Origin of the sequence: Pseudolabrys sp. (assembly GCF_050250095.1) — a bacterium.
Taxonomy (GTDB): domain Bacteria; phylum Pseudomonadota; class Alphaproteobacteria; order Rhizobiales; family Xanthobacteraceae; genus Pseudolabrys.
Map to the genome: position 1 here is coordinate 51,610 of NZ_JBFWPH010000004.1, position 21,999 is coordinate 73,608.

Annotated in this window: 24 protein-coding genes; 19 read left to right on the forward strand and 5 right to left on the reverse strand. The window is 65.1% G+C overall.

The annotated features are described in order from the left end of the window. The first annotated feature begins 1 nt into the window (after nt 1). On the forward strand, nt 2-1,045 hold the full coding sequence (locus AB7F10_RS13130) for a hypothetical protein (RefSeq protein WP_428562357.1): 1,044 nt from the start codon (nt 2-4) through the stop codon (nt 1,043-1,045). A gap of 11 nt (nt 1,046-1,056) precedes the next feature. Here the strand turns inward: AB7F10_RS13130 and AB7F10_RS13135 are convergent, their stop codons facing one another. Both AB7F10_RS13135 and AB7F10_RS13140 read right to left on the reverse strand, forming a co-directional pair. Further along, complete coding sequence (locus tag AB7F10_RS13135; RefSeq protein ID WP_428562355.1) at nt 1,057-1,998, reverse strand: D-2-hydroxyacid dehydrogenase; 942 nt, start codon at nt 1,996-1,998, stop codon at nt 1,057-1,059. A gap of 40 nt (nt 1,999-2,038) precedes the next feature. Beyond that, complete coding sequence (locus tag AB7F10_RS13140; RefSeq protein ID WP_428562353.1) at nt 2,039-3,001, reverse strand: amidohydrolase family protein; 963 nt, start codon at nt 2,999-3,001, stop codon at nt 2,039-2,041. 187 nt (nt 3,002-3,188) lie between these two features. On the opposite strand from AB7F10_RS13140, the gene AB7F10_RS13145 reads away from it, so the two are divergent. From AB7F10_RS13145 to ctaD, 15 genes are all read left to right on the forward strand, one after another. Then, nucleotides 3,189-3,992, forward strand: coding sequence for an IclR family transcriptional regulator (locus AB7F10_RS13145; RefSeq protein WP_428562351.1), 804 nt, complete (start codon nt 3,189-3,191; stop codon nt 3,990-3,992). 166 nt (nt 3,993-4,158) lie between these two features. Continuing rightward, nucleotides 4,159-5,001 (forward strand): cyclase family protein, encoded by an 843-nt coding sequence (locus AB7F10_RS13150; protein WP_428562349.1) that lies wholly within the window; start codon nt 4,159-4,161, stop codon nt 4,999-5,001. After that, entirely contained in the window at nt 5,001-5,339 is a 339-nt protein-coding gene (locus AB7F10_RS13155; RefSeq protein WP_428562347.1) for a cupin domain-containing protein, read from the forward strand. Before AB7F10_RS13150 ends, AB7F10_RS13155 begins: the two co-directional genes overlap by 1 nt. Before the next feature lie 84 nt (nt 5,340-5,423). After that, nucleotides 5,424-6,227 carry an SDR family NAD(P)-dependent oxidoreductase gene (locus tag AB7F10_RS13160; protein ID WP_428562345.1) on the forward strand — a complete coding sequence of 268 codons (804 nt, stop codon included), beginning with the start codon at nt 5,424-5,426 and terminating at the stop codon, nt 6,225-6,227. A 3-nt stretch (nt 6,228-6,230) separates the two neighbouring features. After that, nucleotides 6,231-7,139, forward strand: a complete 909-nt coding sequence (locus AB7F10_RS13165) for a 3-hydroxyacyl-CoA dehydrogenase family protein (RefSeq protein ID WP_428562343.1) — start codon at nt 6,231-6,233, stop codon at nt 7,137-7,139. Between the two features lie 28 nt (nt 7,140-7,167). Continuing rightward, on the forward strand, nt 7,168-8,445 hold the full coding sequence (locus AB7F10_RS13170; RefSeq protein ID WP_428562341.1) for an ABC transporter substrate-binding protein: 1,278 nt from the start codon (nt 7,168-7,170) through the stop codon (nt 8,443-8,445). Nucleotides 8,446-8,525: 80 nt separating this feature from the next. Next, nucleotides 8,526-10,076, forward strand: a complete 1,551-nt coding sequence (locus tag AB7F10_RS13175) for a 4-hydroxyphenylacetate 3-hydroxylase N-terminal domain-containing protein (protein ID WP_428562339.1) — start codon at nt 8,526-8,528, stop codon at nt 10,074-10,076. 11 nt (nt 10,077-10,087) lie between these two features. Then, nucleotides 10,088-10,816, forward strand: a complete 729-nt coding sequence (locus tag AB7F10_RS13180) for an ABC transporter ATP-binding protein (RefSeq protein ID WP_428562337.1) — start codon at nt 10,088-10,090, stop codon at nt 10,814-10,816. Then, nucleotides 10,809-11,534 carry an ABC transporter ATP-binding protein gene (locus AB7F10_RS13185; protein ID WP_428562335.1) on the forward strand — a complete coding sequence of 242 codons (726 nt, stop codon included), beginning with the start codon at nt 10,809-10,811 and terminating at the stop codon, nt 11,532-11,534. The genes AB7F10_RS13180 and AB7F10_RS13185 overlap by 8 nt, the downstream gene beginning before the upstream one ends. Before the next feature lies 1 nt (nt 11,535). Then, a complete protein-coding gene (locus tag AB7F10_RS13190; RefSeq protein WP_428562333.1) occupies nt 11,536-12,402 on the forward strand; it encodes a branched-chain amino acid ABC transporter permease in 867 nt (288 codons plus the stop codon). Beyond that, nucleotides 12,399-13,412 (forward strand): branched-chain amino acid ABC transporter permease, encoded by a 1,014-nt coding sequence (locus AB7F10_RS13195; RefSeq protein WP_428562331.1) that lies wholly within the window; start codon nt 12,399-12,401, stop codon nt 13,410-13,412. The genes AB7F10_RS13190 and AB7F10_RS13195 overlap by 4 nt, the downstream gene beginning before the upstream one ends. 78 nt (nt 13,413-13,490) lie before the next feature. After that, on the forward strand, nt 13,491-13,706 hold the full coding sequence (locus AB7F10_RS13200; protein ID WP_428562329.1) for a DUF2945 domain-containing protein: 216 nt from the start codon (nt 13,491-13,493) through the stop codon (nt 13,704-13,706). Next, nucleotides 13,703-14,275 carry a DUF488 family protein gene (locus tag AB7F10_RS13205; RefSeq protein ID WP_428587168.1) on the forward strand — a complete coding sequence of 191 codons (573 nt, stop codon included), beginning with the start codon at nt 13,703-13,705 and terminating at the stop codon, nt 14,273-14,275. Before AB7F10_RS13200 ends, AB7F10_RS13205 begins: the two co-directional genes overlap by 4 nt. 119 nt (nt 14,276-14,394) lie before the next feature. Continuing rightward, nucleotides 14,395-15,123, forward strand: a complete 729-nt coding sequence (locus AB7F10_RS13210; protein ID WP_428562325.1) for a Tim44/TimA family putative adaptor protein — start codon at nt 14,395-14,397, stop codon at nt 15,121-15,123. Between the two features lie 3 nt (nt 15,124-15,126). Then, nucleotides 15,127-16,737, forward strand: coding sequence for a cytochrome c oxidase subunit I (gene ctaD / locus AB7F10_RS13215; RefSeq protein WP_428562323.1), 1,611 nt, complete (start codon nt 15,127-15,129; stop codon nt 16,735-16,737). Between the two features lie 14 nt (nt 16,738-16,751). Here the strand turns inward: ctaD and AB7F10_RS13220 are convergent, their stop codons facing one another. From AB7F10_RS13220 to AB7F10_RS13230, 3 genes are all read right to left on the reverse strand, one after another. Beyond that, nucleotides 16,752-17,564 (reverse strand): aspartate dehydrogenase, encoded by an 813-nt coding sequence (locus tag AB7F10_RS13220; RefSeq protein WP_428562321.1) that lies wholly within the window; start codon nt 17,562-17,564, stop codon nt 16,752-16,754. A gap of 160 nt (nt 17,565-17,724) precedes the next feature. Further along, the gene (locus tag AB7F10_RS13225) at nt 17,725-18,627 is read right to left on the reverse strand and encodes a dioxygenase (RefSeq protein ID WP_428562319.1); all 903 of its coding nucleotides are present in this window, start codon (nt 18,625-18,627) and stop codon (nt 17,725-17,727) included. Nucleotides 18,628-18,730: 103 nt separating this feature from the next. Continuing rightward, nucleotides 18,731-19,417, reverse strand: a complete 687-nt coding sequence (locus tag AB7F10_RS13230) for a TetR/AcrR family transcriptional regulator (RefSeq protein ID WP_428562317.1) — start codon at nt 19,415-19,417, stop codon at nt 18,731-18,733. Between the two features lie 345 nt (nt 19,418-19,762). On the opposite strand from AB7F10_RS13230, the gene AB7F10_RS13235 reads away from it, so the two are divergent. Genes AB7F10_RS13235 through AB7F10_RS13245 form a run of 3 tightly spaced genes read left to right on the forward strand, consistent with a single transcriptional unit; the run spans nt 19,763 to nt 21,965 of the window. Next, nucleotides 19,763-20,701, forward strand: a complete 939-nt coding sequence (locus AB7F10_RS13235; RefSeq protein WP_428562315.1) for a fumarylacetoacetate hydrolase family protein — start codon at nt 19,763-19,765, stop codon at nt 20,699-20,701. A gap of 10 nt (nt 20,702-20,711) precedes the next feature. Further along, nucleotides 20,712-21,077 (forward strand): YciI family protein, encoded by a 366-nt coding sequence (locus tag AB7F10_RS13240; RefSeq protein ID WP_428562313.1) that lies wholly within the window; start codon nt 20,712-20,714, stop codon nt 21,075-21,077. Between the two features lie 12 nt (nt 21,078-21,089). Then, nucleotides 21,090-21,965, forward strand: coding sequence for an NAD(P)-dependent oxidoreductase (locus AB7F10_RS13245; RefSeq protein WP_428562311.1), 876 nt, complete (start codon nt 21,090-21,092; stop codon nt 21,963-21,965). Nucleotides 21,966-21,999: the final 34 nt, after the last annotated feature.

The window sequence follows — 21,999 nt, forward strand, 5'->3', positions numbered from 1 at the left end:
CGTGACCGGTCGCAACGTATATCTTGTCGGCAGCGTTCCGCTCGGCAGCGTCGCCGAGGTGTTCGAGACCGTGAGTGCCGCCTTCGGCAGCCGTATCCGGCAAATCCCGGACGGCGAGGTCGGCGAGCGCAGCGACTGGATCACACATCTGGAGACGCTGTTTCGCGACAACCCGGCGCTGGAGCCGTCCGGCGAAATGTTCGCCGTTCACGGCGGCATGAAGCAGCGCCAGCGCTATCGCCTCCGCGCCGGCAAGACGCCGCGGGATGTCGTTTTCGGCAATCTCGGCTATGCCGACCATGCGCTGAAGTCCTATGCGGAGTTCAAGCGGCTGCGCGACGCGGGAAAGATCGCCGCCGGCACGAGGTTCCAGGTCGATCTCGTCCCGGCGCATTCGGTGCTGTGGCTGTTCATTGTCGAGAAGGAGCAGGTGCTGCTCGACGACGTCTACAACGCGGCGGTGGCGCGCGAGCTGAAGACGATCCTCGAAGCCATCCCGCACAACGATCTGGCGATCCAGTTCGATATCGCCTCGGCGGTGTTCGCGCGGCTGGAGCGCGGCGAGCCCTCGCTTTACGGTCGCACCAAGGCGGAAATGACGGAGGCTTTTGCCGCCATTGTCGCGAAGCTCGCGAACCGGGTGCCGCCGGACGTCAAGCTGCAATTCCACTTCTGCTACGGCGACGCCAACCACAAGCATGCCATTGAGCCAACCGACACGGGCGACATGGTCGCCGTCGCCAATGCGCTCGCCGGCAAGGTGACGCGCACGATCGACCTGATCCACATGCCGGTGCCGCGCGACCGCAACGACGATGCCTATTTCGCGCCGTTGCGGGGCCTCAAGCTCAAGCCGGAAACCGAACTGGTGCTCGGTCTCGTCCACTACACCGACGGCGTTGAAGGCATGCGCCGGCGCATGGATACGGCGACGAAACACGCGCCGTCATTTTCGGTCGGAACGGAGTGCGGCTTCGGCCGGCGCGATCCGGCGACGATCCCGGAGCTGTTGCGGCTGCATCTCGCCGCGGCGGATTACCGCTAAATCGGACGGTTTCAGCGCACGATGTTGCGCATGCTGTCGGGCTCGCCGGTCATCCAGGCCCGCAGATTGTGGACGATCAGAGGGAAGATCTGCGCGGCATAGCGGTCGCTCATGCCGCCGATCCGTGGCGTCACCATCACGTTGTCCATGCCCCAGAGCGGACTGTCCGGCGTCAGCGGCTCGTGCGTGAAGACGTCGAGCCCGGCGCCGGCGATGGTCTTGTTTTTCAGCGCGGCGATCAGCGCGGCCTCGTCCACGATGGGTCCGCGCGCGATGTTGACGAGATAGGCCGTCGGCTTCATCGCGGCGAACACGCCGGCGTCGATCATGCCCCGGCTCTTGTCATCGAGCGGAACCAGAATGACGACGAAATCGGCCTGCGCCGCGGCCTCCTTCAGCGCGGTACGGCGGACGATCCGGTCGCAATGCGGAAATTCGCTGCGCGCGTCGCTGACGCCGATCACGGTCATCCCGAACGCCTTGCATCGCGCGGCGAGCGCTTCGGCGATCGCGCCGAGGCCGACCAGCACGGCCGTCTTGCCATAGAGCAGGGGCTGCGGCCAGCGTTCCCACACCTTGCTGCGCTGGTTGCGCTCGATCTTCTTGGCGTTGCGGCCGAGGCTGAGCATGTAGAGGAAGGTGAGCTCCGCCATCTGCGGGCCGTGGATGCCGCGCGCATTGGTGATGCGCACCTTCGGCGACAGCGACTTGAGGGTCCACAGATGATCGACGCCGGTCGTCAGCGAGAAGATCAGGCCGAGTTTCGGCATCGCCTGGATCAGCCGTTCGGTCGGCAGTTGCGCCATTGTCACGAGGACGTCGCAGTCCGCGCAGACCGCGAGCGCGGCATCCTCGGTTTCCGGTTCGAAAAACGCCACGTCCGGAAATTCCCGCTGCACCGCGGGAATGCTGACATGAACGCCGGGATTGGAGTCGAGAACGAGGACTTTCATGGACCGTGCCGGGCGAGCCCGCCTGCTATTGCCGGGCAGTCTACCGGTTTTTCAGGCCGAGGATACGTTCGGCGTTGTTGAAACAGATATCGGCGCGCACGTCGTCCGCGATCTCCACGCTGTCCATGAAGTGCCCGGCTTCGCCGGCATCCTCGAAGGGATGGTCGGCGGCGAACATCACCCGATCGCGGCCGAGCGCCTCGACCGCGCAGCGCAGCGGCGGGCCGTCGCACATGCCGGAGGTCGTGACCACCACGTTCTGCCGGATGTAGTCCGATGGCCGCTTCGGCAGCTTGAGGCCCTGGAATTCCGCGCGGCTGTCGAACCGCCACAGCAGATAAGGCAGCGTCTCGCCGAGATGACCGAGCGCGAGCTGCGCGCGCGGAAATTTCTCGAAATGCCCGCCGACGATGAGGCGCAGCGCATGGGAGCCGGTTTCAACGCCCCAGCCCCACATCGGGCGGGCCAGCACCGGATAGCCGGCGAGCACCGGCAGCGGCGCGACCGGATCTGCGGGATGAATATAAATGAGCGCGCCCAGCGCGTCGGCGCGTTCCCAGAACGGGTTGTACACGGGATCGTCGAGATAGCGGCCGTGGGTATGGCCGTTGATCATGGCGCCGCAGAATTTCAGGTCGCGCAGGCAGCGTTCCAACTCGTCGGCCGCCGCTTTGGGGTCCTGCATCGCCAGATGCGCGAAGCCCGAATAGCGGTCCGGCCGTTTCTGGATTTCCTTGGCCAGGAAATCGTTGGAATCCCTGGCCTTGCGGGTCGCGGCGGCGGTGTCGCGCTCGGCCTGCACGCCGGGACCGGCCGCCGAGAGCACGGCGCGCACGATGCCGCCCCGGTCCATCGCCTCGAGGCGCAGATCGCCGAAGTCGGTGAGGTTGCGGAAGAAGCGTTCGGCAAGCTCGGGAGCGACCGAACTCATGGTCGGCCGCCAGTCGTCGATCAGGCCGGGGGTGAGAACATGCTCTTCCAGTGCGATTTTTCGATGGACCATGTCGAACGCTCCCCCTTCGGCGCGGCCTGCCGCGGAGATTGTGCCGCGGAAAGGTCAGGGCCGTTGCTGTATCGTTAGTTGGCAAGACTGTACCAACAGGCGGAGAGGCCAACAAGTTTGCGTTTCGGATCGTCCGTACCGTAATCTGGACGCCGCATCGCTCATCGGACCGGAAAGCCGTCAGGACATGCCGCAGAAACGACGCGCAGCCGCGAAACGCCGGAGCGGAGCAGGACGCGGCGACAAAAGCCAGATTCAGGTCATCGCGCGCGCCAGCGCCATCCTGCGCGCGCTGGAAGACCAGCCGCTCGGCTTGAGCCTCGGCGAGATCGCATCGCGCGTCGGCCTCGCGCGATCGACCGTGCAGCGCATCGTGGCGGCGCTCGCGGCGGAAAAATTCCTGATCGCGGCGTCGCCGACCGGGCGCGTCCGGCTCGGGCCGACCATCACACGGCTGGCGACATCGGTATCGACCGACTTCGTCGCGATCGCGCGACCGCATCTTGCGCGGCTGTCCGAGGAGTTGCAGGAAACCGTCGATCTCGCCGTCATCAAGGGCGATCATCTGTTGTTCATCGATCAGGCCGTCGGGCCGCAGCGGTTGCGCGCGGTCTCCGCGGTCGGCGAGTCGTTCCCGCTCTACTGCACCGCCAACGGCAAGGCCTATCTCGCGCAACTCGGCGAGCGCGCCGTCGAGCAGCTGATCGGCCGCAAGTTTGAAAGGCGTACGCCGCGAACCATCGTTGCGCTGGCGGATTTGCTCAAGGAATTGAAGACCGTCCGCAGCGCGGGCGTCGCTTACGATCTGGAAGAACATACGCCGGGAATTTGCGCGGTCGGCGTGGCGCTGCGCGACCCGTTCGGCAATCACGTCGCGATTTCGGTGCCGGTGCCGGCGCAGCGTTTCAAGCTGCGCAAGGATACGATTGCAAAGCTGTTGCTGCGCACCAAGCTCGCGCTGGAAAGTCAGGCGACCGCGGCTGCGGCCTAAAGCCCCAGCCGCGGCCAGGGTTACGACGGACGTTCGAAAGCGGATCGGGACGGGAAGGGCGGCGCTTGACGCCGCGTCTTTTGACGTGGGACAACCGTAAAACGATACAAGTGTCCCACATTTTGATACAAGCGGCCGGTGACAGGGCCGCGACCGGGAGGCGCAGATGGCACAGAAAATCCGCGGCATCACATTCGAGGAAAACCTTCGCAACGCGATGGGGTTGAAGTTCTACAACCTGTCGCACCGGTTCGGGTACCAGTCGCCGAACTGGCCCTACTTCGAAGACGTCAAGATCGAGCGCATCCACTACATGGCGAAGTCGGGCGTGCTGTCGCAGCGCATCACCACCTCGATGCACAACACGACGCACATCGACGCCCCGGCGCATGTGGTGCAGGGCACGCCCTTCATCGACGAGGTTCCGTTGCCGCACTTCTTCGGCAGCGGCATCGTGGTGTCGATCCCAAAGAAAATGTGGGAGCCGATCACCTATGACGATCTCGAAAAGGCCGCCGGCAAGATCGTCCGTCCGCGCGACGTCGTCATCGTCAATACCGGCTGGCACAAGAAATACGAGGACAGTGAGGATTATTTCTGCCGCGCGCCCGGCTTCGTGAAGTCGGCCGGCGAATGGTTCGTCGAGAAGAAGGTCAAGGTCGTGGGCCACGACACCCAGGCCAACGATCATCCGCTCGCCACCGCGATCGGCCCGCAGCGCAACGGCCCGCTGCACCCGCATCTCGAGAAGGAATATTACGAGTGGTCGGGCGGCCGCGACTGGAAGGACGACTTCCCGGAATGGGAGCCGGTCCATCGCATCCTGTTCACCAACGGCATCCTCGGCATCGAGAATGTCGGCGGCGATCTCGACAAGGTCACCGGGCGGCGCTGCACCTTCGCCTTCTTCCCGTGGAACTGGGATCGCGGCGACGGCTGCATCATCCGCCTCGTCGCGATGATGGACCCGAACGGCAAGTACCGGATCGAGCGCGGGGAGAAGTTCTGATGCAGGTCAAACATCTCGCAGACGCCAAGCCCTACGAAGCGCCCAATCATCGCGGCTGCACCGCGCTGCGGCTGTTCGGCGCGGAAGCCGGCGGCACCCAGACGGTCGTCGTCGGCCTGTCGCACTTCTTGCCGGGCGGCGGTGCGGGGCCTGACGCCTCGCCGCCGGAGAAAGTCTATTTCGTGCTGGCCGGGGAACTCACCGTCATCATCAACGGCAAGGAAACCGTGCTGCGCAAGAACGACTCCTGCGTCATCGCGCCGAACGAGACGCGCGAGATCGTCAACCGCGGCAATGAGGTCTGCACGATCCTGGTCGCGGTCGCGCCGGTGAAATAACGGCGTGCGGCGCATCGCGCCGCCGCCGCATAATCGACCCGGGCTAAACCGGGCGCAGGTTGAGGAAAGCGTGAGGGTGAGGGCATGTCAGACGACTTCTTGAAGAATCCCGTTTCGCTGTTCGACGTCAAAGGCAAGGTAGCGATCGTTACCGGCGCCTCCGGTGCGTTCGGTGCGCTGTCGGCCAAGGTGCTGGCCGGGGCTGGCGCCAACGTGGTCCTTGCCGCGAGCAAGGAAGACGAACTCAAGAAGGTCGCTGCCGAATGCGAGGCGCTCGGCGGCAAGGCGGCGGTCATCGCGCTGCGCCCGTCGTCCGAAGCAAACTGCGACAAGATCGTGCAGACGGCGGTCGACAAGTTCGGCGGCGTCGACATTCTCGTCGTCGCGTCCGGGCTCAACAAAGTGTCGAAGATCGTCGATCAGAAGGTCGAGGACTTCCTCGACGTGATGGATGCCAACGTCAGCCAGTCGTGGCTGATGGCGCGCGCCGCCGGCCGGCAGATGCTCAAGCAGGGCCGGGGTGGCAAGGTGATCCTCACCTCGTCGGCGCGCGGGCTGCTCGGTCATCCCGCAGGCTATTCCGCTTACTGCGCGTCGAAGTCCGCGGTCGACGGCATTACCAAGGCGCTGGGCTGCGAATGGGGCGAGACCGGCATCACCGTCAACGCGCTGGGGCCGACCGTGTTCCGCTCGCCGCTGACGGCGTGGATGTACGAGGACACCGAGCGGGCGCAGACCGTGCGCAAGGGCTTCCTGTCGCGCGTGCCGAAGGGCCGCCTCGGCGAGCCGTCGGATCTCGCCGGACCGCTGCTGTTCCTCGCGTCCAAGGCCTCGGATTTCTATACCGGGCATATTCTCTACGCGGACGGCGGCTACACGGCGGGGTAGGGCATGAGCAAGATGCGCATTGCCGTCATCGGCGCCGGCCTGATGGGCCACGGCATCGCGCAGGTCTTTGCTCTGGCCGGCCACGACGTCACCATCACCGACGCTCACGCGCCGACGCTCGACAGCGCCTTGAGCCGCGTGTCCGCGAATCTTCGTGACCTGGACGAGGACGCCAGGGCGGTCGAGCGCATCAAGCCTGTGAGCGATCTCGCCGCCTGCGTCCGCGATGCCGACTACGTCGTCGAGGCGATCCTCGAGGACATGCCGCTGAAGCAGAGAACCTTCGCGGAGATCGAAAAGAACGTCCGGTCCGACACCATCCTCGCCAGCAACACCTCGGTGATGCCGATCACCGAAATCATGCAGGGCCTCCGGCACCGTGAGCGCGCGGTCGGCACCCATTGGTGGAACCCGCCTTATCTCATTCCGCTGGTCGAGGTGATCGAGACGCAATGGACGTCGCCGGCGGTCATCGACGCGACGATGAAACTCCATGCCGATGCCGGAAAGAAACCTGCGCATGTGAAAAAGGACGTGCCGGGCTTCATCGGCAACCGGCTGCAGCATGCGCTGTGGCGCGAGGCCGTCTCGCTGGTCGAGAACGGCATTTGCGACGCTAAGACCGTCGATGACGTCATCAAGGCGTCGTTCGGCCGCCGGCTCGCCGTGCTCGGCCCCCTGGAAAACGCCGACCTGGTCGGGACCGATCTCACATTGGCGATCCACAACACCGTATTGCCGGCGATCGAGGCGCGGCCCGCGGCGTCACCCTATTTGGAAAAGCTGGTGAAAGACGGCAGACTTGGATTCAAGACCGGCGAGGGATTTCGGGCCTGGAGTCCGGACCAGCAAGCGGAACTGCGATCGAAAGTGGTTCAACACCTGAAAAAGGCGCGCCTCTCGGACACATAAAACGGCGCGGCAAAGGGAGGGAAGTGCGATGACGGACGGAAAGTCGATCACGCGTCGAACGTTGGTCAAGACCGGGCTCGGCGCTATCGCCGCACCCGCCGTGCTCGGGGTGCTGCCGGCGCAGGCGCAGTCGGGCGTCGTCAAGATCGGTCTCGTCAGCCCGCGGACCGGCCCGCTTGCCGGCTTCGGCGAAGCCGACGGGTTCATCGTCGATCAGGTGCGCCAGATCGTCGGCAAGGGACTGAGCAGCGGCGGCAAGACCTTCAAGGTCGAGATCATCGCCAAGGATTCCCAGTCGACCGCCAGCCGCGCTTCGGAAGTGGCGGCGGAGCTGATCCTGTCCGACAAGGTGCATCTGCTGATCGGTTCGGGCACGCCGGACACCACCAATCCGGTGGCGGATCAGGCCGAGGTCAACGAAGTGCCGTGCATCACCACCAATTGCCCCTGGCAGCCGTACTTCTTCGGCCGCAACGGCGATCCGAAGAAGGGCTTCACCTGGACCTATCACTTCTTCTGGGGCCTCGAAGATGTCATCGCTGCCTTCCTCGCGCTGTGGGAGACGGTGCCGACCAACAAGGTGATCGGCGGCCTGTTCCCGAACGACGCCGATGGCAATGCCTGGGGCGACGCGCAGCGCGGCGTGCCGCCGGCCTACACCAAGGCCGGCTACAAGCTGATCGATCCCGGCCGCTATCAGCCGATGAACAACGATTTCACCTCGCAGATTTCCGCCTTCAAGGCGGCGGGGGCCGAGATCGTCACCGGCGTGATGATCCCGCCGGATTTCGCCACATTCTGGTCGCAGGCGGCGCAGCAGAACTTCAAGCCGAAGATCGTCACCATCGGCAAGGCGCTCTTGTTCCCGTCCGCCGTCGATGCGCTCGGCGCGCGCGGCAACGGCCTGTCGAGCGAGATCTGGTGGTCGCCCAACCACCCGTTCAAGTCGGGGCTGACCGGGCAAAGCTGCAAGGACCTCGCCGACGCCTACACCAAGGCGACCAACCGGCCGTGGACGCAGCCGATCGGCTTCCAGCACGCGCTGTTCGAGGTCGCGATCGACGTTCTCAAGCGGGCCAAGAACCCGACCGATCCCAAGGCGGTTCTCGCAGCCATCGCCGCGACCGACTACCAGTCGATCGTCGGTGCGGTGAAGTGGACCGGCCAGCCGGTGAAGAACGTCACCAAGACTCCGCTCGTCAGCGGCCAGTGGCAGCGCAAAGACGGCAAGTTCGAGCTGGTCATCACGCAGAACAAGACCGCGCCGGCGATCCCGGTCGGCGGCAAGCTGCAGCCGCTCGCGTAACACCGCATCGCCGCGGCCGGCTCACCAGCCGCGCCGCGGCATGACCGCTAGTCGATTGGCGTCATGGGAGAGGCGGAGCGATGTCCAAATCAGGCGAGAAAGTCACGCGGCCGCAGACCGGCAAGGAATACATCGAGTCGCTGCGCGACGACCGCGAGGTCTACATCTACGGCGAGCGCGTCAAGGACGTCACGACGCATCCGGCGTTTCGCAACACCGCGCGCATGGTGGCGCGGCTTTACGACGCGCTGAACGATCCGAAACGCGGCATCGCGGTGCCGACCGACACCGGCAATGGCGGCGTCACCCATCCGTTCTTCAAGGCGCCGAAAAACCGGGACGATCTGCTGGCCGGGCGCCACGCCATCGCGGAATGGGCGAAGATCACCTATGGCTGGATGGGCCGCGCGCCGGACTACAAGGCGGCGTTTCTGGCGACGCTCGGCGCCAATGCGGAGTTCTATGCGCCGTATGAGGAGAATGCGCGCCGTTGGTACAGGTTCAGCCAGGAACGCGTGCCCTTCATCAATCACGCGATCATTCATCCGCCGGTCGACCGCGACAAGCCGCCGAACGAGGTGAGCGATATCTGCGTGCATATCGAGAAGGAGACCGACGCCGGCATCGTCGTCTCCGGCGCCAAGGTGGTCGCGACCGGCTCGGTGCTCACCAACTTTACCTTCGTCGCGCACCACGGCCTGATCCCGGTGCAGGACAAGAAATTCGCCGTCGTCTTCATGGTGCCGACCAACGCGCCGGGCGTGAAGTTCATCTGCCGGACGTCCTATGAAATGACCTCGACGGTGATGGGCAGCCCGTTCGATTATCCGCTATCGAGCCGGCTCGACGAGAACGACGCCGTCTTCATCATGGACAAGGTGCTGGTGCCGTGGGAGGACGTGTTCGTCTACAACGACATCGAGAAGGCCAATAACTTCTTTCCGCGCACTGGCTTCCTGCCGCGCTTCGTCGTGCACGGCTGCACGCGGCTTGCCGTCAAGCTCGACTTCATCTGCGGGCTGCTGCTGAAGGCGACCGAGGCCGCCGGCACGAAGGACTATCGCGGCGTCCAGGCCAATGTCGGCGAGGTGATCGCCTGGCGAAACCTGTTCTGGGGCCTGTCGGATGCGATGGTGCGCGATCCCAAACCGTGGATCGGCGACTATGTGCTGCCGAACATGGACCCCGGCAGCGCCTATCAGATCATCGCGACGATGGCCTACACGCGCATCAAGCATCTGATCGAGCAGACCGTCGCCTCCGGCCTCATCTATCTCAACAGCCACGCACGCGATTTCGCCAACGAGGATATCCGTCCCTATCTCGACCGCTATCTGCGCGGCTCCGGCGGCTACGGGGCGGAAGACCGCGTCAAGCTGCTCAAGCTGTTGTGGGACGCGATCGGAAGCGAATTCGGCGGCCGCCACGAGCTTTACGAAGTGAACTATGGCGGCTCGACCGAGGAAATCCGCCGCTATTCGCTGTTCGGCGCGCAGGCCTCCGGCACGGCGGACCGTCTCAAGGGCTTTGCCGAATCCTGCATGGCCGAATACGGCCTCGAGGGCTGGAAGGTTCCGGATCTCAGCGACCCCGGCGAGTTCAGCTATCACGCAGCCAAGAGGACGAAGTAACCGGCCGCCTCATGTCCCCGATTCTGGCGTTTGAAAACATCGCGAAGCGGTTCGGGGCGGTCGTCATTGCCGAGGGCATCGACCTCGCGTTGGCGCAAGGCGAGGCGCTGGGCCTGATCGGGCCGAACGGCGCCGGCAAGACGACGCTGTTCGGGATCGCGACCGGCACGCTTTCGCCCGACGCCGGCCGCGTGCTGTTCGACGGTCAGGACATCACGTCGCTCAAGCCGGAGCGGCGCTGTCGTCTCGGCATCGCGCGGTCGTTCCAGGTGCCGCAGCCGTTCGACGGCATGAGCGTGTTCGAGAATCTGGTCGTGGCGGCGGCCTTCGGCAGCGGGCAGAGCGAACACGGCGTCTACGAGCGATGCTTCGAACTGGTGCGGACCTGCGGGCTCGTCGACAAGGTCAACCGCCCCGCCGGTGCGCTGACGCTGCTCGACCGCAAGCGTCTCGAGCTTGCGCGGGCGCTGGCGACGCAGCCGCGGGTGCTGCTGCTCGACGAGGTTGCCGGCGGGCTGACCGATCAGGAATGCGCGGTGCTGGTCGATCTCATCAAGGATGTGCGCAGGTCCGGCGTGTCGATCATCTGGATCGAGCACATCGTGCATGCGCTGGTGTCGGTGGTCGACCGGCTTGTGGTGCTGCATGGCGGCGCATTGATCGCCAATGGCATGCCGGAGGAGGTCATCCATCAGCCGTCGGTGCAGGAAATCTACATGGGGATTCCCGCCGATGGCTGAGCCGCTGCTCGATATCCGCGCGCTCGATGCGCGCTACGGCGATTTCCAGGCCCTGTTCGGCGTGTCGATGCGGGTCGAGGCCGGGCAGGTGGTCTCCGTGATCGGTGCGAACGGCGCCGGCAAGAGCACCCTGATGAAATGCATCGCCGGGCTGATCCGCACGCGCCACGACGCGATCCTGTTCGACGGTGCGGCGGTCGGCGACGTGCCGGCCTACGAGATGGTCGGGCGTGGCGTGGCGCTGGTGCCGGAGGGCCGCCGGCTGTTCGGCTCGTTGACGGTCGAAGAAAACCTGCTGATCGGCGGTCAGCTCGGCCGGCCGGGGCCGTGGTCGCTGGAGCGTGTGTTCGAGCTGTTTCCCATCCTCCGCGAGCGCCGCAACTTCGCGGCGCCGTCATTGTCCGGCGGCCAGCAGCAGATGGTCGCGATCGGCCGCGCGCTGATGTCGAATCCGGTGCTGCTCTTGTGCGACGAGATCAGCCTCGGCCTTGCGCCCGCGGTGGTGCGCGAGATCTACGCCCGGCTGCCCGATATCACCGCGAGCGGCATGGCGCTGATGATCGTCGAACAGGACATCGTGCAGGCGCTTGCCGCCGCGCAGCAGGTCTATTGCCTGCAGGAAGGCCGTGTCGTGCTCGAAGGCCGCTCGGCGTCGCTGACGCGCGAGCGCATCGCGGCGGCCTATTTCGGTGCGCGCAGCGCCCATGGAGCGGCCTGACATGGAGCTGCTTAACATTCTCGTTCAGGGCGTTCTGGTCGGCGGGCTCTATGCGATGTTCGCCGCCGGCCTCGCGCTGATTTTCGGCGTCATGCGCCTCATCAACATCGCGCATGGCGATTTCATCGTGCTGGCCGCTTATCTGTCGCTGGTCGTGACCGACGCGCTTGGTCTTGGCCCGCTGATGTCTCTCGTCATCGTCGTCCCGCTGATGGGCGTCATCGGCTACGCGCTGCAGCGCGGGCTGCTCAACGCCACGCTTGGCAAGGATTTGCTGCCGTCGCTGCTGGTCACTTTCGGCCTGTCGATCATCATTCAGAACGGCCTGCTGGAGATTTTCACCGCCGACAGTCACAAGCTGTCGGCAGGCCCCATCGAGGTGGCGACGATCAGACTGGCGGAGGGCTTGTGGATCGGCGTCTTGCCGCTGCTGCAGTTCGTCGTCGCGGTTGCGGTCATCGCCGGCCTGCATCTCGTGTTTTACCGCACCGCGCTCGGCCGGGCGTTCCGCGCCACGTCGGACGACCCGACCGTGGCGCAACTCATGGGCCTCGATAACCGCAAGGTCTTCGCCTGGGCGATGACGATTTCACTTTGCGTCGTCGCCGTCGCCGGCGTGTTCTTCGCGGTGCGCGCCAATTTCGATCCGTCGATCGGCCCGGCGCGGCTGCTGTTCGGTTTCGAGGCGGTCATCATCGGCGGCCTCGGCAGCCTGTGGGGCACGCTCGCAGGCGGCATCATCCTCGGCGTCGCGCAGGCCATCGGCGCGCATATCGATCCCGGCTGGCAGCTGCTCGCCGGCCACTTCGCGTTTCTGATCATCCTGCTGCTGCGCCCGCAGGGCCTGTTCCCGAAGGTGTTCGGATGACCGATACCGCCTTCCGCGTCGAACACGCCACGCGCACCAGCCGGATCGGAACCGCCGGCTGGCTCGTGCTCCTGCTGGTGCTCGCCAGCGTGCCGCTGTGGGGTGACCGCTCCGACATGCGGCTGCTGTCCGAAATCTTCGCTTATGTCGCGCTGGCGACGCTGTGGAATTTACTGGCCGGCTATGCCGGCATGATCTCGGTCGGCCAGCAGGCCTATGTCGGCCTCGGCGGCTACCTGATCTTCGGCCTTGCCATTTATGGCGGCGTCCATCCCATCCTCGCCGTGCCGCTGGCGGGCCTGATCGCGGCGGTGCTGTCGATCCCGGTCGCCGGCCTGCTGTTCCGCTTGCGCGGCCATTACTTCGCGATCGGCACCTGGGTGATCGCGGAGGTGTTCCGCCTGCTGGCGTCGCAGATTTCCGCGCTCGGCGGCGGCTCGGGTACGAGCATGCCCGCCTCCATCATTATCGCGATGGCGCCGGGGCGGCAGGCGAGGGAAGTCATGATGTACGGCGCGATGCTGCTGCTGGTCGCCGTCATCGTCGGTGCCTGCGTGTGGCTGCTGCGGTCGCGTTACGGTCTGGCGCTCACGGCGATCCGCGACAACGAGCTGGCGGCGCGCTCCTGCGGCGTCGATGTCGCGCGCACCCGGCTGCTCGTCTATGTCGCGACCGCCTGCGGCACCACGATGGTCGGTGGTCTGATCTTTCTGCAGAAGATCCGCATTTCTCCGGACACCGCCTTCAGCGTCAACGACTGGACCGCGGTGGTCATCTTCATCACGGTGATCGGCGGCATCGGCCGGCTGGAAGGGCCGATCCTCGGCGCGATCATCTTTTTCCTGTTCCGTCAGACGCTGTCGGACCTTGGCAGTCTTTATCTGCTCATCCTCGGCGCGTTCTCGATCGCCGTCATGCTGATCTCGCCCCAGGGCCTATGGGGTTTCCTGTCGGAGCGCTACGGGCTGCAACTGTTTTCGCTGGCGCGCCGGGTCCGGCCGCGTCCCTGACGGTTGCCGCTTGCCGCCGGCCGGCGCAATAATGTCGTTCTGCTGCGGCACGCTTTTCGTGTACGAGGAGGCTGCGCGATGGCCGGAAAATTCAAGGTTGGCGATCATGTCAGCTGGAATTCCGAGGCCGGTCGCGTTTCCGGAACGATCATCGCCGTCCACACCCGGGACTTCGACTACAAGGGCCATACTCACCGCGCGTCGCAGGACGATCCGCAATACGAGATCAAGAGCGACAAGACTGATCACGTCGCGGCTCACAGGGGCGGCGTCCTCAAGCACTTGCGCCGGTGAGGCGTCGGGTGCCGCCGGCCTTCTTCACCATCGGCCATTCGAACCGCACGCTCGAGGCGTTCATCGCTCTGTTGAAGGAAAACGACATCGGCCTCGTCGCCGATATCAGGCAGTTCCCGCGCTCGCGAACCAATCCGCAGTTCAACATCGACACGCTGCCGGCCGCGCTGGTGGCGGCGGGCGTCGCCTATGAACACATGACGGCGCTCGGCGGACGCCGCCCGCGAACGCCGGGCATCCCGCCGGACCTCAATGGCTTCTGGACCAATGACAGCTTTCATCATTACGCCGATTACGCGCTGTCGGAAGAATTCCGTACCGGACTCGAGCATCTGCGCGAGGCCGGGGCCGCCCGGACATCCGTGCTGATGTGTTCGGAGGCGGTGTGGTGGCGATGCCATCGCCGCATCGTGACCGATTATCTGATCGCCGGTGGCTCGCCGGTATTCCATGTGATGGGCGAGGGACGCCTGGAGCCTGCCCGGCTGACCGCCGGTGCGGTCACCCGGCCGGATGGCACCGTGGTCTATCCGGCCGCGCCTGAATCGGCGGCGAAAGCCTCGGATTGAGCCGGGATTGCCTAGTTCGATTTGTTAGCAGATTTATTGCTATAAACATCGAATTAAATTCGCTTTTTTGTTCTTAAAAGGAGGAGCACGGTACGACCGGAGGAAGGAGGTCTCCGGTCATGCAATTGGACCTCGAAGTGCTCACCCTCATCGTCGTGTTCGGGGTGGCGCTGTGGAAGGCGCAGGGAATTATGGACGATCTGAGGGAGCGGGCCTGGCGCCAGCTTCATCATGCCATCGAAACTGCGGATGAGACCGCGGCAAGCGTTGAGGCCGCGGGCACCGCCGACGCACTCAGCCTCGCTTTGCCGGCGGCCGGCAAACAGGCTGGCAAGGCGGCGGACCGGCTGCAGGACATTCGCGTTGCCGACCCGGCCTTCGACGGCCGCTGGTTTCTCGACAGCGCCCGCATCGTCTATGAGACGGTGCTGGCCGCCTTCGCTCACGGCGACCGTGAGGTCCTGAAGGACCTGCTCACCGCCGAGGTTTACGACGCCTTTGCGCCCGAGATCGCCGGCCGCGAAGCGCGGAGCGAGCACGTTGAGTTCACGTTCATCGGTCTGGACCGCGCCGACATCGCCGACGCCGGCATCTTCAACGGGTTGATGCAGATCACCGTCGCGTTCGAGAGCGAACTCGTCATGGTCACGCGCGATGCGGCCGGCGCGGTGGTCGACGGCGATCCCGCGTCCATCATGCACGCGAGCGACCTGTGGACGTTCGTGCGCGATCTCGCGTCCCGCAGTCACGTCTGGAAGCTCGCGGCGACCGAAACGCCGACGCCTCCGCCCGAACGCCGGCAGGACGAGAAGCCGGGTCAGCCGGCGCCATCATTGGGAATCGCATGAATCATGTCCGCTGCCACCACGGCCGGCCACGCCGGTAACGCGCACCCGTCCCATCCGCACGGCTGGCGCCGCTATCTGTTTTCCACCAATCACAAGGACATCGGCACGATGTACCTGGTGTTTGCTATCGGGGCGGGCGTGATCGGCGGTGCCTTCTCGATCCTCATGCGGATGGAACTGCAGGCGCCGGGGCTGCAGCTTTTCTCCGACGTTCACACCTTCAATGTGCTGGTCACGGGCCACGGCCTGATCATGATCTTCTTCGCGCTGATGCCGGCGCTGATCGGCGGCTTCGGCAACTGGTTCGTGCCGCTGATGATCGGCGCGCCGGACATGGCCTTCCCGCGGATGAACAACATCTCGTTCTGGCTGCTGCCGACCTCGTTTTCGCTGCTGATTATTTCGCTGTTCGTCGAAGGCGAGCCGGGCTCGACCGGCGCCGGCACAGGCTGGACGCTCTATGCGCCGCTGTCGACCTCGGGCCATCCCGGTCCGGCGGTCGATTTCGTCATTCTGTCGATGCATATCGCCGGCATCTCGTCGATCCTCGGCGCCATCAACTTCATCACCACCATTTTCAACATGCGCGCGCCGGGCATGACGATGCACAAGATGCCGCTGTTCGCCTGGGCGGTGCTGGTGACGGCCTTCATGCTGCTCCTGTCGCTGCCGGTACTCGCCGGTGCGATCACCATGCTGCTGACCGACCGCAATTTCGGCACCACGTTTTTCGCAGCCCAGGGCGGGGGCGATCCGGTCCTCTACCAGCATCTGTTCTGGTTCTTCGGCCACCCGGAAGTCTACATCATGATCCTGCCGGGCTTCGGCATCATCAGCCATGTGGTGGCGACGTTCAGCAAGAAGCCGGTGTTCGGCTATCTCGGCATGGTCTATGCGCTGGTTGCGATCGGCGGCATCGGCTTCGTGGTGTGGGCGCACCACATGTACACAGTCGGCATGTCGGTGGATGCGCAGGCCTATTTCGCCGTCGCCAGCATGGTGATCGCGGTGCCGACCGGAGTGAAGATTTTCTCGTGGATCGCGACGATGTGGGGCGGTTCGATCGAGTTCCGCACGCCGATGTTGTGGGCGATCGGCTTCATCTTGGTGTTCACCATCGGCGGCGTCACTGGCGTCGTGCTGGCGAGCCCGGGCATCGACCGCGCCCTGCAGGACACCTATTACGTGATTGCGCACTTCCACTATGTGCTGTCGCTCGGCGCGGTGTTCGCGATCTTCGCCGGCTGGTACTACTGGTTTCCCAAGATTACAGGCTACATGTATTCGGAGGCCCTCGGCAGGCTGCATTTCTGGCTGACGCTGATCGGCGTCAATCTCGCCTTCTTCCCGCAGCACTTCCTCGGCCTCGCCGGCATGCCGCGCCGCTATGTCGACTATCCGGACGCCTTCGCCGGCTGGAACTTCGTCTCCTCGATCGGTTCCTATATTTCCGGTGTCGGTCTCATCGTGTTCTTCGTCGGCATTGTCTATGCCTTCATCCGCAAGGAGAAGGCCGCCGGCAATCCGTGGGGCGAGGGCGCGATGACGCTCGAATGGACGCTGTCGTCGCCGCCGCCGTTCCACCAGTACGAGAAGCTGCCGCTGATCCGCTGACCCGGCCGCTGGCGTCAGAACGTGACGGTTTCGGTCTGCTGCTCGATCAGATGAACGAGATTGAGCGCGGTGAGTTCCGACGACTTCGGATTGGTCGCGAGCGGCAGGTTTTCGAGCAGGATTTCCATGCGGCCGGACGCACCGGAGGCGACGATCCGGTGCGCGTTGGTCGTCGCGGCGGGGTCGGCAACGAGTTCGACGCGGGTGCGGTCGATGCCAAGACCGGCAAGCGAGGTCACCACTGTGGCGTTGGCGTTCTGTGGAAACTGCGAGGCCGCCTCCCGCGCGGTGCCGCTGAAGATCACCGTTCGCGCGCGAAGTTCGGCCAGGACGAAGTTCTTTTCCGCCGGCGTGCCGGTCCAGGCCAGCGGCGGCTTGATCATCTGATGCAGCACATCGTCGAGTTGCAGCACGTTGGCGCTCGCCAGCGCGTCGATGCCGCCGATCGCGCCGGACGGAATGAGAATGCGGCTGCCGTGCCGGTCGGCGGCCTCGATCAGTTTCGGCAGCAACGCGTCGTCGCAGAACGCGCTGGTCGAAGCGACGATCAGCGTCCTGGCCGCGGCGAGCGCCGCCGGTCCCCATTGCGCGACGGACTTGCGGCCGGCCGCCTCGACGACAAGGTCCGGCGTGAGGCCGGCGAGATCGTCCGGCGAGGTCACCACCGCAGCGCCGACGGGAACCGGCGGGCGCGAGCGCGCGGCGTCGGCGACGCCCACGCCGACGATGTCGACCGGGCGTCCGCGCCGCGCCAGCAACTCGGCGGCCCGGCGATTGATCGCGCCCCAGCCGATGCAGACGACGCGCAGGCGTTTTCTTGTGCTCATGCCGGGCACCTTATTTGCTGGCCCCGGCATTTCAAGCCGCCCGCGCCGTGAAAAAGCCCGCCGGCGCGGGGCCGGCGGGCCACATGGAAACGGCTGTTTGCGCGGTGAGCCGGACGGTCGCGGGCGGTGAATGAGAAGCCCGCTTCCGGAGACACCCCGCTCAGTCGGCCTTCTGCAGGATGAAGTCGTAGCGGACCTCGTAATAGGGCTCGCTCATCGTCTCGCCGTTCGGCGCCTTGCCGGGCTGCTTTTCGATGAAGTCGACGATCAGCGCTTTCTTGACGCCGTAGACCGCATCGCTGTCGAGATATTCGTCGCCGTCGCGGAACAGATGCGTCGTCACCTTGCGGTAGCCCGGCGCCTCGACCGCGAAGTGGATATGGGCCGGCCGCATGTGGCTGACATTGGTGCGGCTCACCAGTTCGCCCACGGTGCCGTCCATCGGGATCGTGTAGGCGATCGGCACCACGGTGCGCACGCAATAGCTGCCGTCGGCCTTGCTGTGGAAGATGCCGCGCATCCACGGCTCGTCGGTGTTGCGCTGCGATTCGTAGAGCCCTTCGCCGTCGGTCTGCCACAGGTCGAGCATGGCGTTGCCGACCGGGTTGCCGCTCATGTCGCGCACCGTGCCGGTGACGAAGCAGGGGATGCCCGGCGCGCCCTTCGCCATGTTGCCGCCGTCAGAGATGTGGGGCGCATCGGCGACGTGAAACGGACCCTCGACCGTGGTGGGCGTCGCGCCATCCTTGAAACGGTGGTTGATGGCGTCGACCAGCATGCTGACGCCGGTGACGTCGGAGAACAGGATCATCTCCTGGCGCTTGCTGTCGGAGATTTGCCCGGTGCGCGTCAGCCAGTCGATCGCCTGGAACCATTCGGCGTTGGTCGGTTCGATCTCTCGCACGAAGCCGTGCAGGTGCCTGATCAGCGCGCCCATCACCTCGCGCAGCCGCGGGTCCGGGATGTCCTGCCAGCGGTTGAGCACGATGTCGGTCAGGTTCTGCTCGGTCACGTAGCGCGTCGCGGCGGCGGCGGGGGATTTCAGCGAGGTGGCAGCGGTCATATCGGGCCTCCGGAGTCTCAAGGTTTCTGGCATTGTCGCGCTGCGGAAAATTATTTGTCAATGCAAATAAATTGCCGGCAACCGGTTGCGTGGATGCCGGCGGTCAGGCGGCGACGCCATGCAGGAAGACCTTCGCCGCTTCCCTCACGGTGCGCTTGATGGCGGCGTCCGAGGTTTCTTCGAACGAGGAGGTGAGCAAAGCGAGCTGGTGCTTGCCGGTCAGCATGTCGAGAAACAGCTCGGCAAGCAGCACCGGATCGCCGGCGCGCACCGCGCCGGCCTGCTGCTGCTGACGAATCCATTTCGCCACCAGTGCGTAGGCGGTCTTCGGGCCGAGCTGGTAGAACAGCGTGGCGACTTTCGGGAAGTTGCTGCCCATCGACACCAGCAGGCGGTGCTGCCAGAGAATGCGGCGGTGCAGGATCATGCTGAGGAAGTGCGTTCCGAGCGCGACGAGTTGCTTCTCGGGGCTCGCCTTGGGATCCACCGCGGCGAACAGGTCGCGCTGCACGCTGGCGCAATATTCGCTGATGACGATTTCGAACAGGCCGGCCTTGCCGCCGAACCGCTCGTAGAGCGTGCGCTTGGAGCCGCCGATCACCGCCACGATGTCGTCGATCGTCACGCGCTCGTAGCCGCGCTCGATGAACAGCGGCGCGACGAGAGCGACGATCTCGCGCTGGCGGGTTTCCGTCAGCCGGCCGCCGCGGCGCTTCTTTCCGTTTTTCACCGGCTTACGGGCGCGCGGGGCGACCGCGCGTTTCGCCGTTGCGAGAGAGATGTCGACCATCCGCAAAAGACCTTCGGGTACGAACGCCAAGGGTTTCTGCACGGACCCGGCGTCGGCTGCAAGCGGCGCGATAATTGCGCTTGCAAGTCATGACATATACGGTAACGTACATTACACTACAAGCGTTCGGCCACAGGAACGCAAGCCGGACCGTCGGCCCTCGGGCGTGCAAGCGCAGAAGGCAGGGCGGGTAACCGGCCAAGAACAAAAGCGAGTGGGTTCGGGAGGAGCATGACGCCGGGTTTTCAGCCGTTCGCCGCATGATCCGATGTGCCTCGGAGCGCGCTCCGCGGCCGTCATATCCGTGTGCGCCGGGTATCCCGCGTCATCGTCAGGGAGAGTACCGTGAGCGACAGCGGCTATCGGCTTGTCAGTTTCCGCGCGGGCAAAAGCGCGCCGCGCGCCGGCATCAAGGTCGGCGAACGCATTTACCCGGTTGCCGATTGCACCAAGGGTCTCACCGATCCGAATTCCGTGCTCGGCATCCTGCGCGAGTGGGACAAGGCGCATCCCGCGCTCGACGCTGCGGCGCGGAGCGTTGACGCAAAGGGCGGCTTCGCGCTGTCCGACGTTACGCTGACGGCGCCGATCCTCTATCCAGGCGCGCTTTACTGCGCCGGCGCGAATTACTGGGATCACCTCGAGGAAATGGCCGAGATCGCCAAGCGCGTCACCGGCAAGGCGCCGTCGATGCAGAAGGCCGCCGATCCCTATTTCTTCATGAAGAACACTGCGGGCGGCATTATCGGCACCGATACGCCGGCGCGCCTGCCGTCGTTCTCGAAGCAGGTGGACTGGGAAGCCGAGCTTGGCGTCGTGATCGGCAGGGAGTGCCGCCATGTCGCGGAGGACAAGGCGTTCGACGTCGTCGCCGGCTACGTCATCGTCAACGACCTGTCGGCGCGCGACCTGATGAAGCGCGAAGGCTCGCCGTTCGGCATGGACTGGATCGGCCAGAAGTGTTTCGAGGACGCCGCGCCGATGGGCCCGTGGCTCACGCCGGCGGCTTACGTGAAAGACGCCAACAATCTGGCGATCAAGCTCTGGGTCAACGGCGCTCTCAAGCAGGACTCCAACACCGCCAAGCTCGTTCACGGCATTGCCGAGCAGATCGCATACCTCAGCCGCCACTTCACGCTGTTCCCCGGCGACGTCATTGCCACCGGCACGCCGGCCGGCGTCGGCCTGCCGCGCGGCGAATTCCTGAAGGTGGGCGACGAGGTGAAAATCGAAGTGGAAGGCTGCGGCACGCTCGTCAACCGCATGGCCGCGGATAGCCGGTGAGGCTGCTCCGATGAACCAGCCTTCGCCGCGCATTCGCGAACTCACCCAGAGCATGTGGAAGAAGAAATTCTATGCGGTGTTCTGGGAGGGCCGGAACGCCGATCTCGCGCCGCTGCTGGCGGAGCATCTCGAATACATGATCGCGATCGAGCGCGAGGGCAAAATGCTCGCCTCCGGCCCGCTCGATTTCGGCAAGACCAGCGACGGCATGACCGTGCTGCGCGTCGACAGCGAGGCGGAAGCGCGCGCGATTGCCGAGCGCGATCCCTTCGTGAAGAACGGCGTGCGTGGCTACTCCATCCGCGAATGGATGGTGATGGAAGGCTCGTTCAGCGTTCGGGTGAACTTCTCCGACCGCTCCATCGACATCTCCTGACGGGTGAGCGCCATGGAAACCATCGGATTTATCGGCGTCGGCAAGATCGGTCTCCCGATCTGCAAGCATCTCATCAAGGCGGGTCACAAGGTGCTCGGCTATCGCCGCGGCTCGCTGGCCGAGTTCGAGGCGGCCGGCGGCACAGCGGTGAAGTCTCCGGCCGAGGCGACGGCGCAGTCCGACATCGTCTTTACCTGTCTGCCGTCCGACGAGGCGCTCGAACAGGTGATTAACGGCCCGAACGGCGTGAAGTCGGCGGTCAAACCGGGGCAGATCGTCGTCGAGTTCGGCTCGCATGCGGTGCCGTTCAAGAAGGCCTTTGTCGCCTCGCTTGCGGAAAAGGGCGCCGTCTTCCTCGACGGTGAAGTCGGCGGCACGCCGGGCATGGTCGAGGCGAAGAAGGGCGTCATCTTTCTCAGCGGCGACAAGCCGGCCTGCGACAGGCTGATGCCGATCGCCAGGACCTTCGCGGATATCACCCTGTTCCTCGGCCCGTTCGGCTCCTCCACCACCGTCAAGGTCATCAACAACATCCTCGTCGGCATGCACATCGCCGGCACCGCGCAGGCGATGGCGATCGGCCTGCGCGCCGGCGTCGACAACGACCTGATGATCAAGGCGATCGCCAACGGCAGCGGCGGCTCCAACCAGTTCGGCATTCGCGCGCCCTGGATGGCGGCGCGCAAGTTCATGCCGCAGCAGGGCTCGGCGCCCGGCCTCGCGCATTATCTCGAGCGCGGCCAGGAGCTGGGCAAGGAACTCGGCGTCGACACCACATTGATCGATTGCCTGCTCGACGTGTTCCACCGCGCGCTGCCGGAGATCGGCGAACGCGACGTCGCCTCGATCATCGAATTTTTCGAACCCAAAGCCGACAAGAAAGGCTGAACGGACAAACCCGGGCCGGATGGCCCTCAAGACG

Bases quoted from the DNA above. Each gene is read 5' to 3' on its own strand.
- AB7F10_RS13135 (WP_428562355.1), bottom strand. From the start codon at position 1,998: ATGAAAGTCCTCGTTCTCGACTCCAATCCCGGCGTTCATGTCAGCATT.
- AB7F10_RS13140 (WP_428562353.1), bottom strand. From the start codon at position 3,001: ATGGTCCATCGAAAAATCGCACTGGAAGAGCATGTTCTCACCCCCGGC.
- AB7F10_RS13145 (WP_428562351.1), top strand. From the start codon at position 3,189: ATGCCGCAGAAACGACGCGCAGCCGCGAAACGCCGGAGCGGAGCAGGA.
- AB7F10_RS13150 (WP_428562349.1), top strand. From the start codon at position 4,159: ATGGCACAGAAAATCCGCGGCATCACATTCGAGGAAAACCTTCGCAAC.
- AB7F10_RS13155 (WP_428562347.1), top strand. From the start codon at position 5,001: ATGCAGGTCAAACATCTCGCAGACGCCAAGCCCTACGAAGCGCCCAAT.
- AB7F10_RS13160 (WP_428562345.1), top strand. From the start codon at position 5,424: ATGTCAGACGACTTCTTGAAGAATCCCGTTTCGCTGTTCGACGTCAAA.
- AB7F10_RS13165 (WP_428562343.1), top strand. From the start codon at position 6,231: ATGAGCAAGATGCGCATTGCCGTCATCGGCGCCGGCCTGATGGGCCAC.
- AB7F10_RS13170 (WP_428562341.1), top strand. From the start codon at position 7,168: ATGACGGACGGAAAGTCGATCACGCGTCGAACGTTGGTCAAGACCGGG.
- AB7F10_RS13175 (WP_428562339.1), top strand. From the start codon at position 8,526: ATGTCCAAATCAGGCGAGAAAGTCACGCGGCCGCAGACCGGCAAGGAA.
- AB7F10_RS13180 (WP_428562337.1), top strand. From the start codon at position 10,088: ATGTCCCCGATTCTGGCGTTTGAAAACATCGCGAAGCGGTTCGGGGCG.
- AB7F10_RS13185 (WP_428562335.1), top strand. From the start codon at position 10,809: ATGGCTGAGCCGCTGCTCGATATCCGCGCGCTCGATGCGCGCTACGGC.
- AB7F10_RS13190 (WP_428562333.1), top strand. From the start codon at position 11,536: ATGGAGCTGCTTAACATTCTCGTTCAGGGCGTTCTGGTCGGCGGGCTC.
- AB7F10_RS13195 (WP_428562331.1), top strand. From the start codon at position 12,399: ATGACCGATACCGCCTTCCGCGTCGAACACGCCACGCGCACCAGCCGG.
- AB7F10_RS13200 (WP_428562329.1), top strand. From the start codon at position 13,491: ATGGCCGGAAAATTCAAGGTTGGCGATCATGTCAGCTGGAATTCCGAG.
- AB7F10_RS13210 (WP_428562325.1), top strand. From the start codon at position 14,395: ATGCAATTGGACCTCGAAGTGCTCACCCTCATCGTCGTGTTCGGGGTG.
- ctaD (WP_428562323.1), top strand. From the start codon at position 15,127: ATGTCCGCTGCCACCACGGCCGGCCACGCCGGTAACGCGCACCCGTCC.
- AB7F10_RS13220 (WP_428562321.1), bottom strand. From the start codon at position 17,564: ATGAGCACAAGAAAACGCCTGCGCGTCGTCTGCATCGGCTGGGGCGCG.
- AB7F10_RS13225 (WP_428562319.1), bottom strand. From the start codon at position 18,627: ATGACCGCTGCCACCTCGCTGAAATCCCCCGCCGCCGCCGCGACGCGC.
- AB7F10_RS13230 (WP_428562317.1), bottom strand. From the start codon at position 19,417: ATGGTCGACATCTCTCTCGCAACGGCGAAACGCGCGGTCGCCCCGCGC.
- AB7F10_RS13240 (WP_428562313.1), top strand. From the start codon at position 20,712: ATGAACCAGCCTTCGCCGCGCATTCGCGAACTCACCCAGAGCATGTGG.
- AB7F10_RS13245 (WP_428562311.1), top strand. From the start codon at position 21,090: ATGGAAACCATCGGATTTATCGGCGTCGGCAAGATCGGTCTCCCGATC.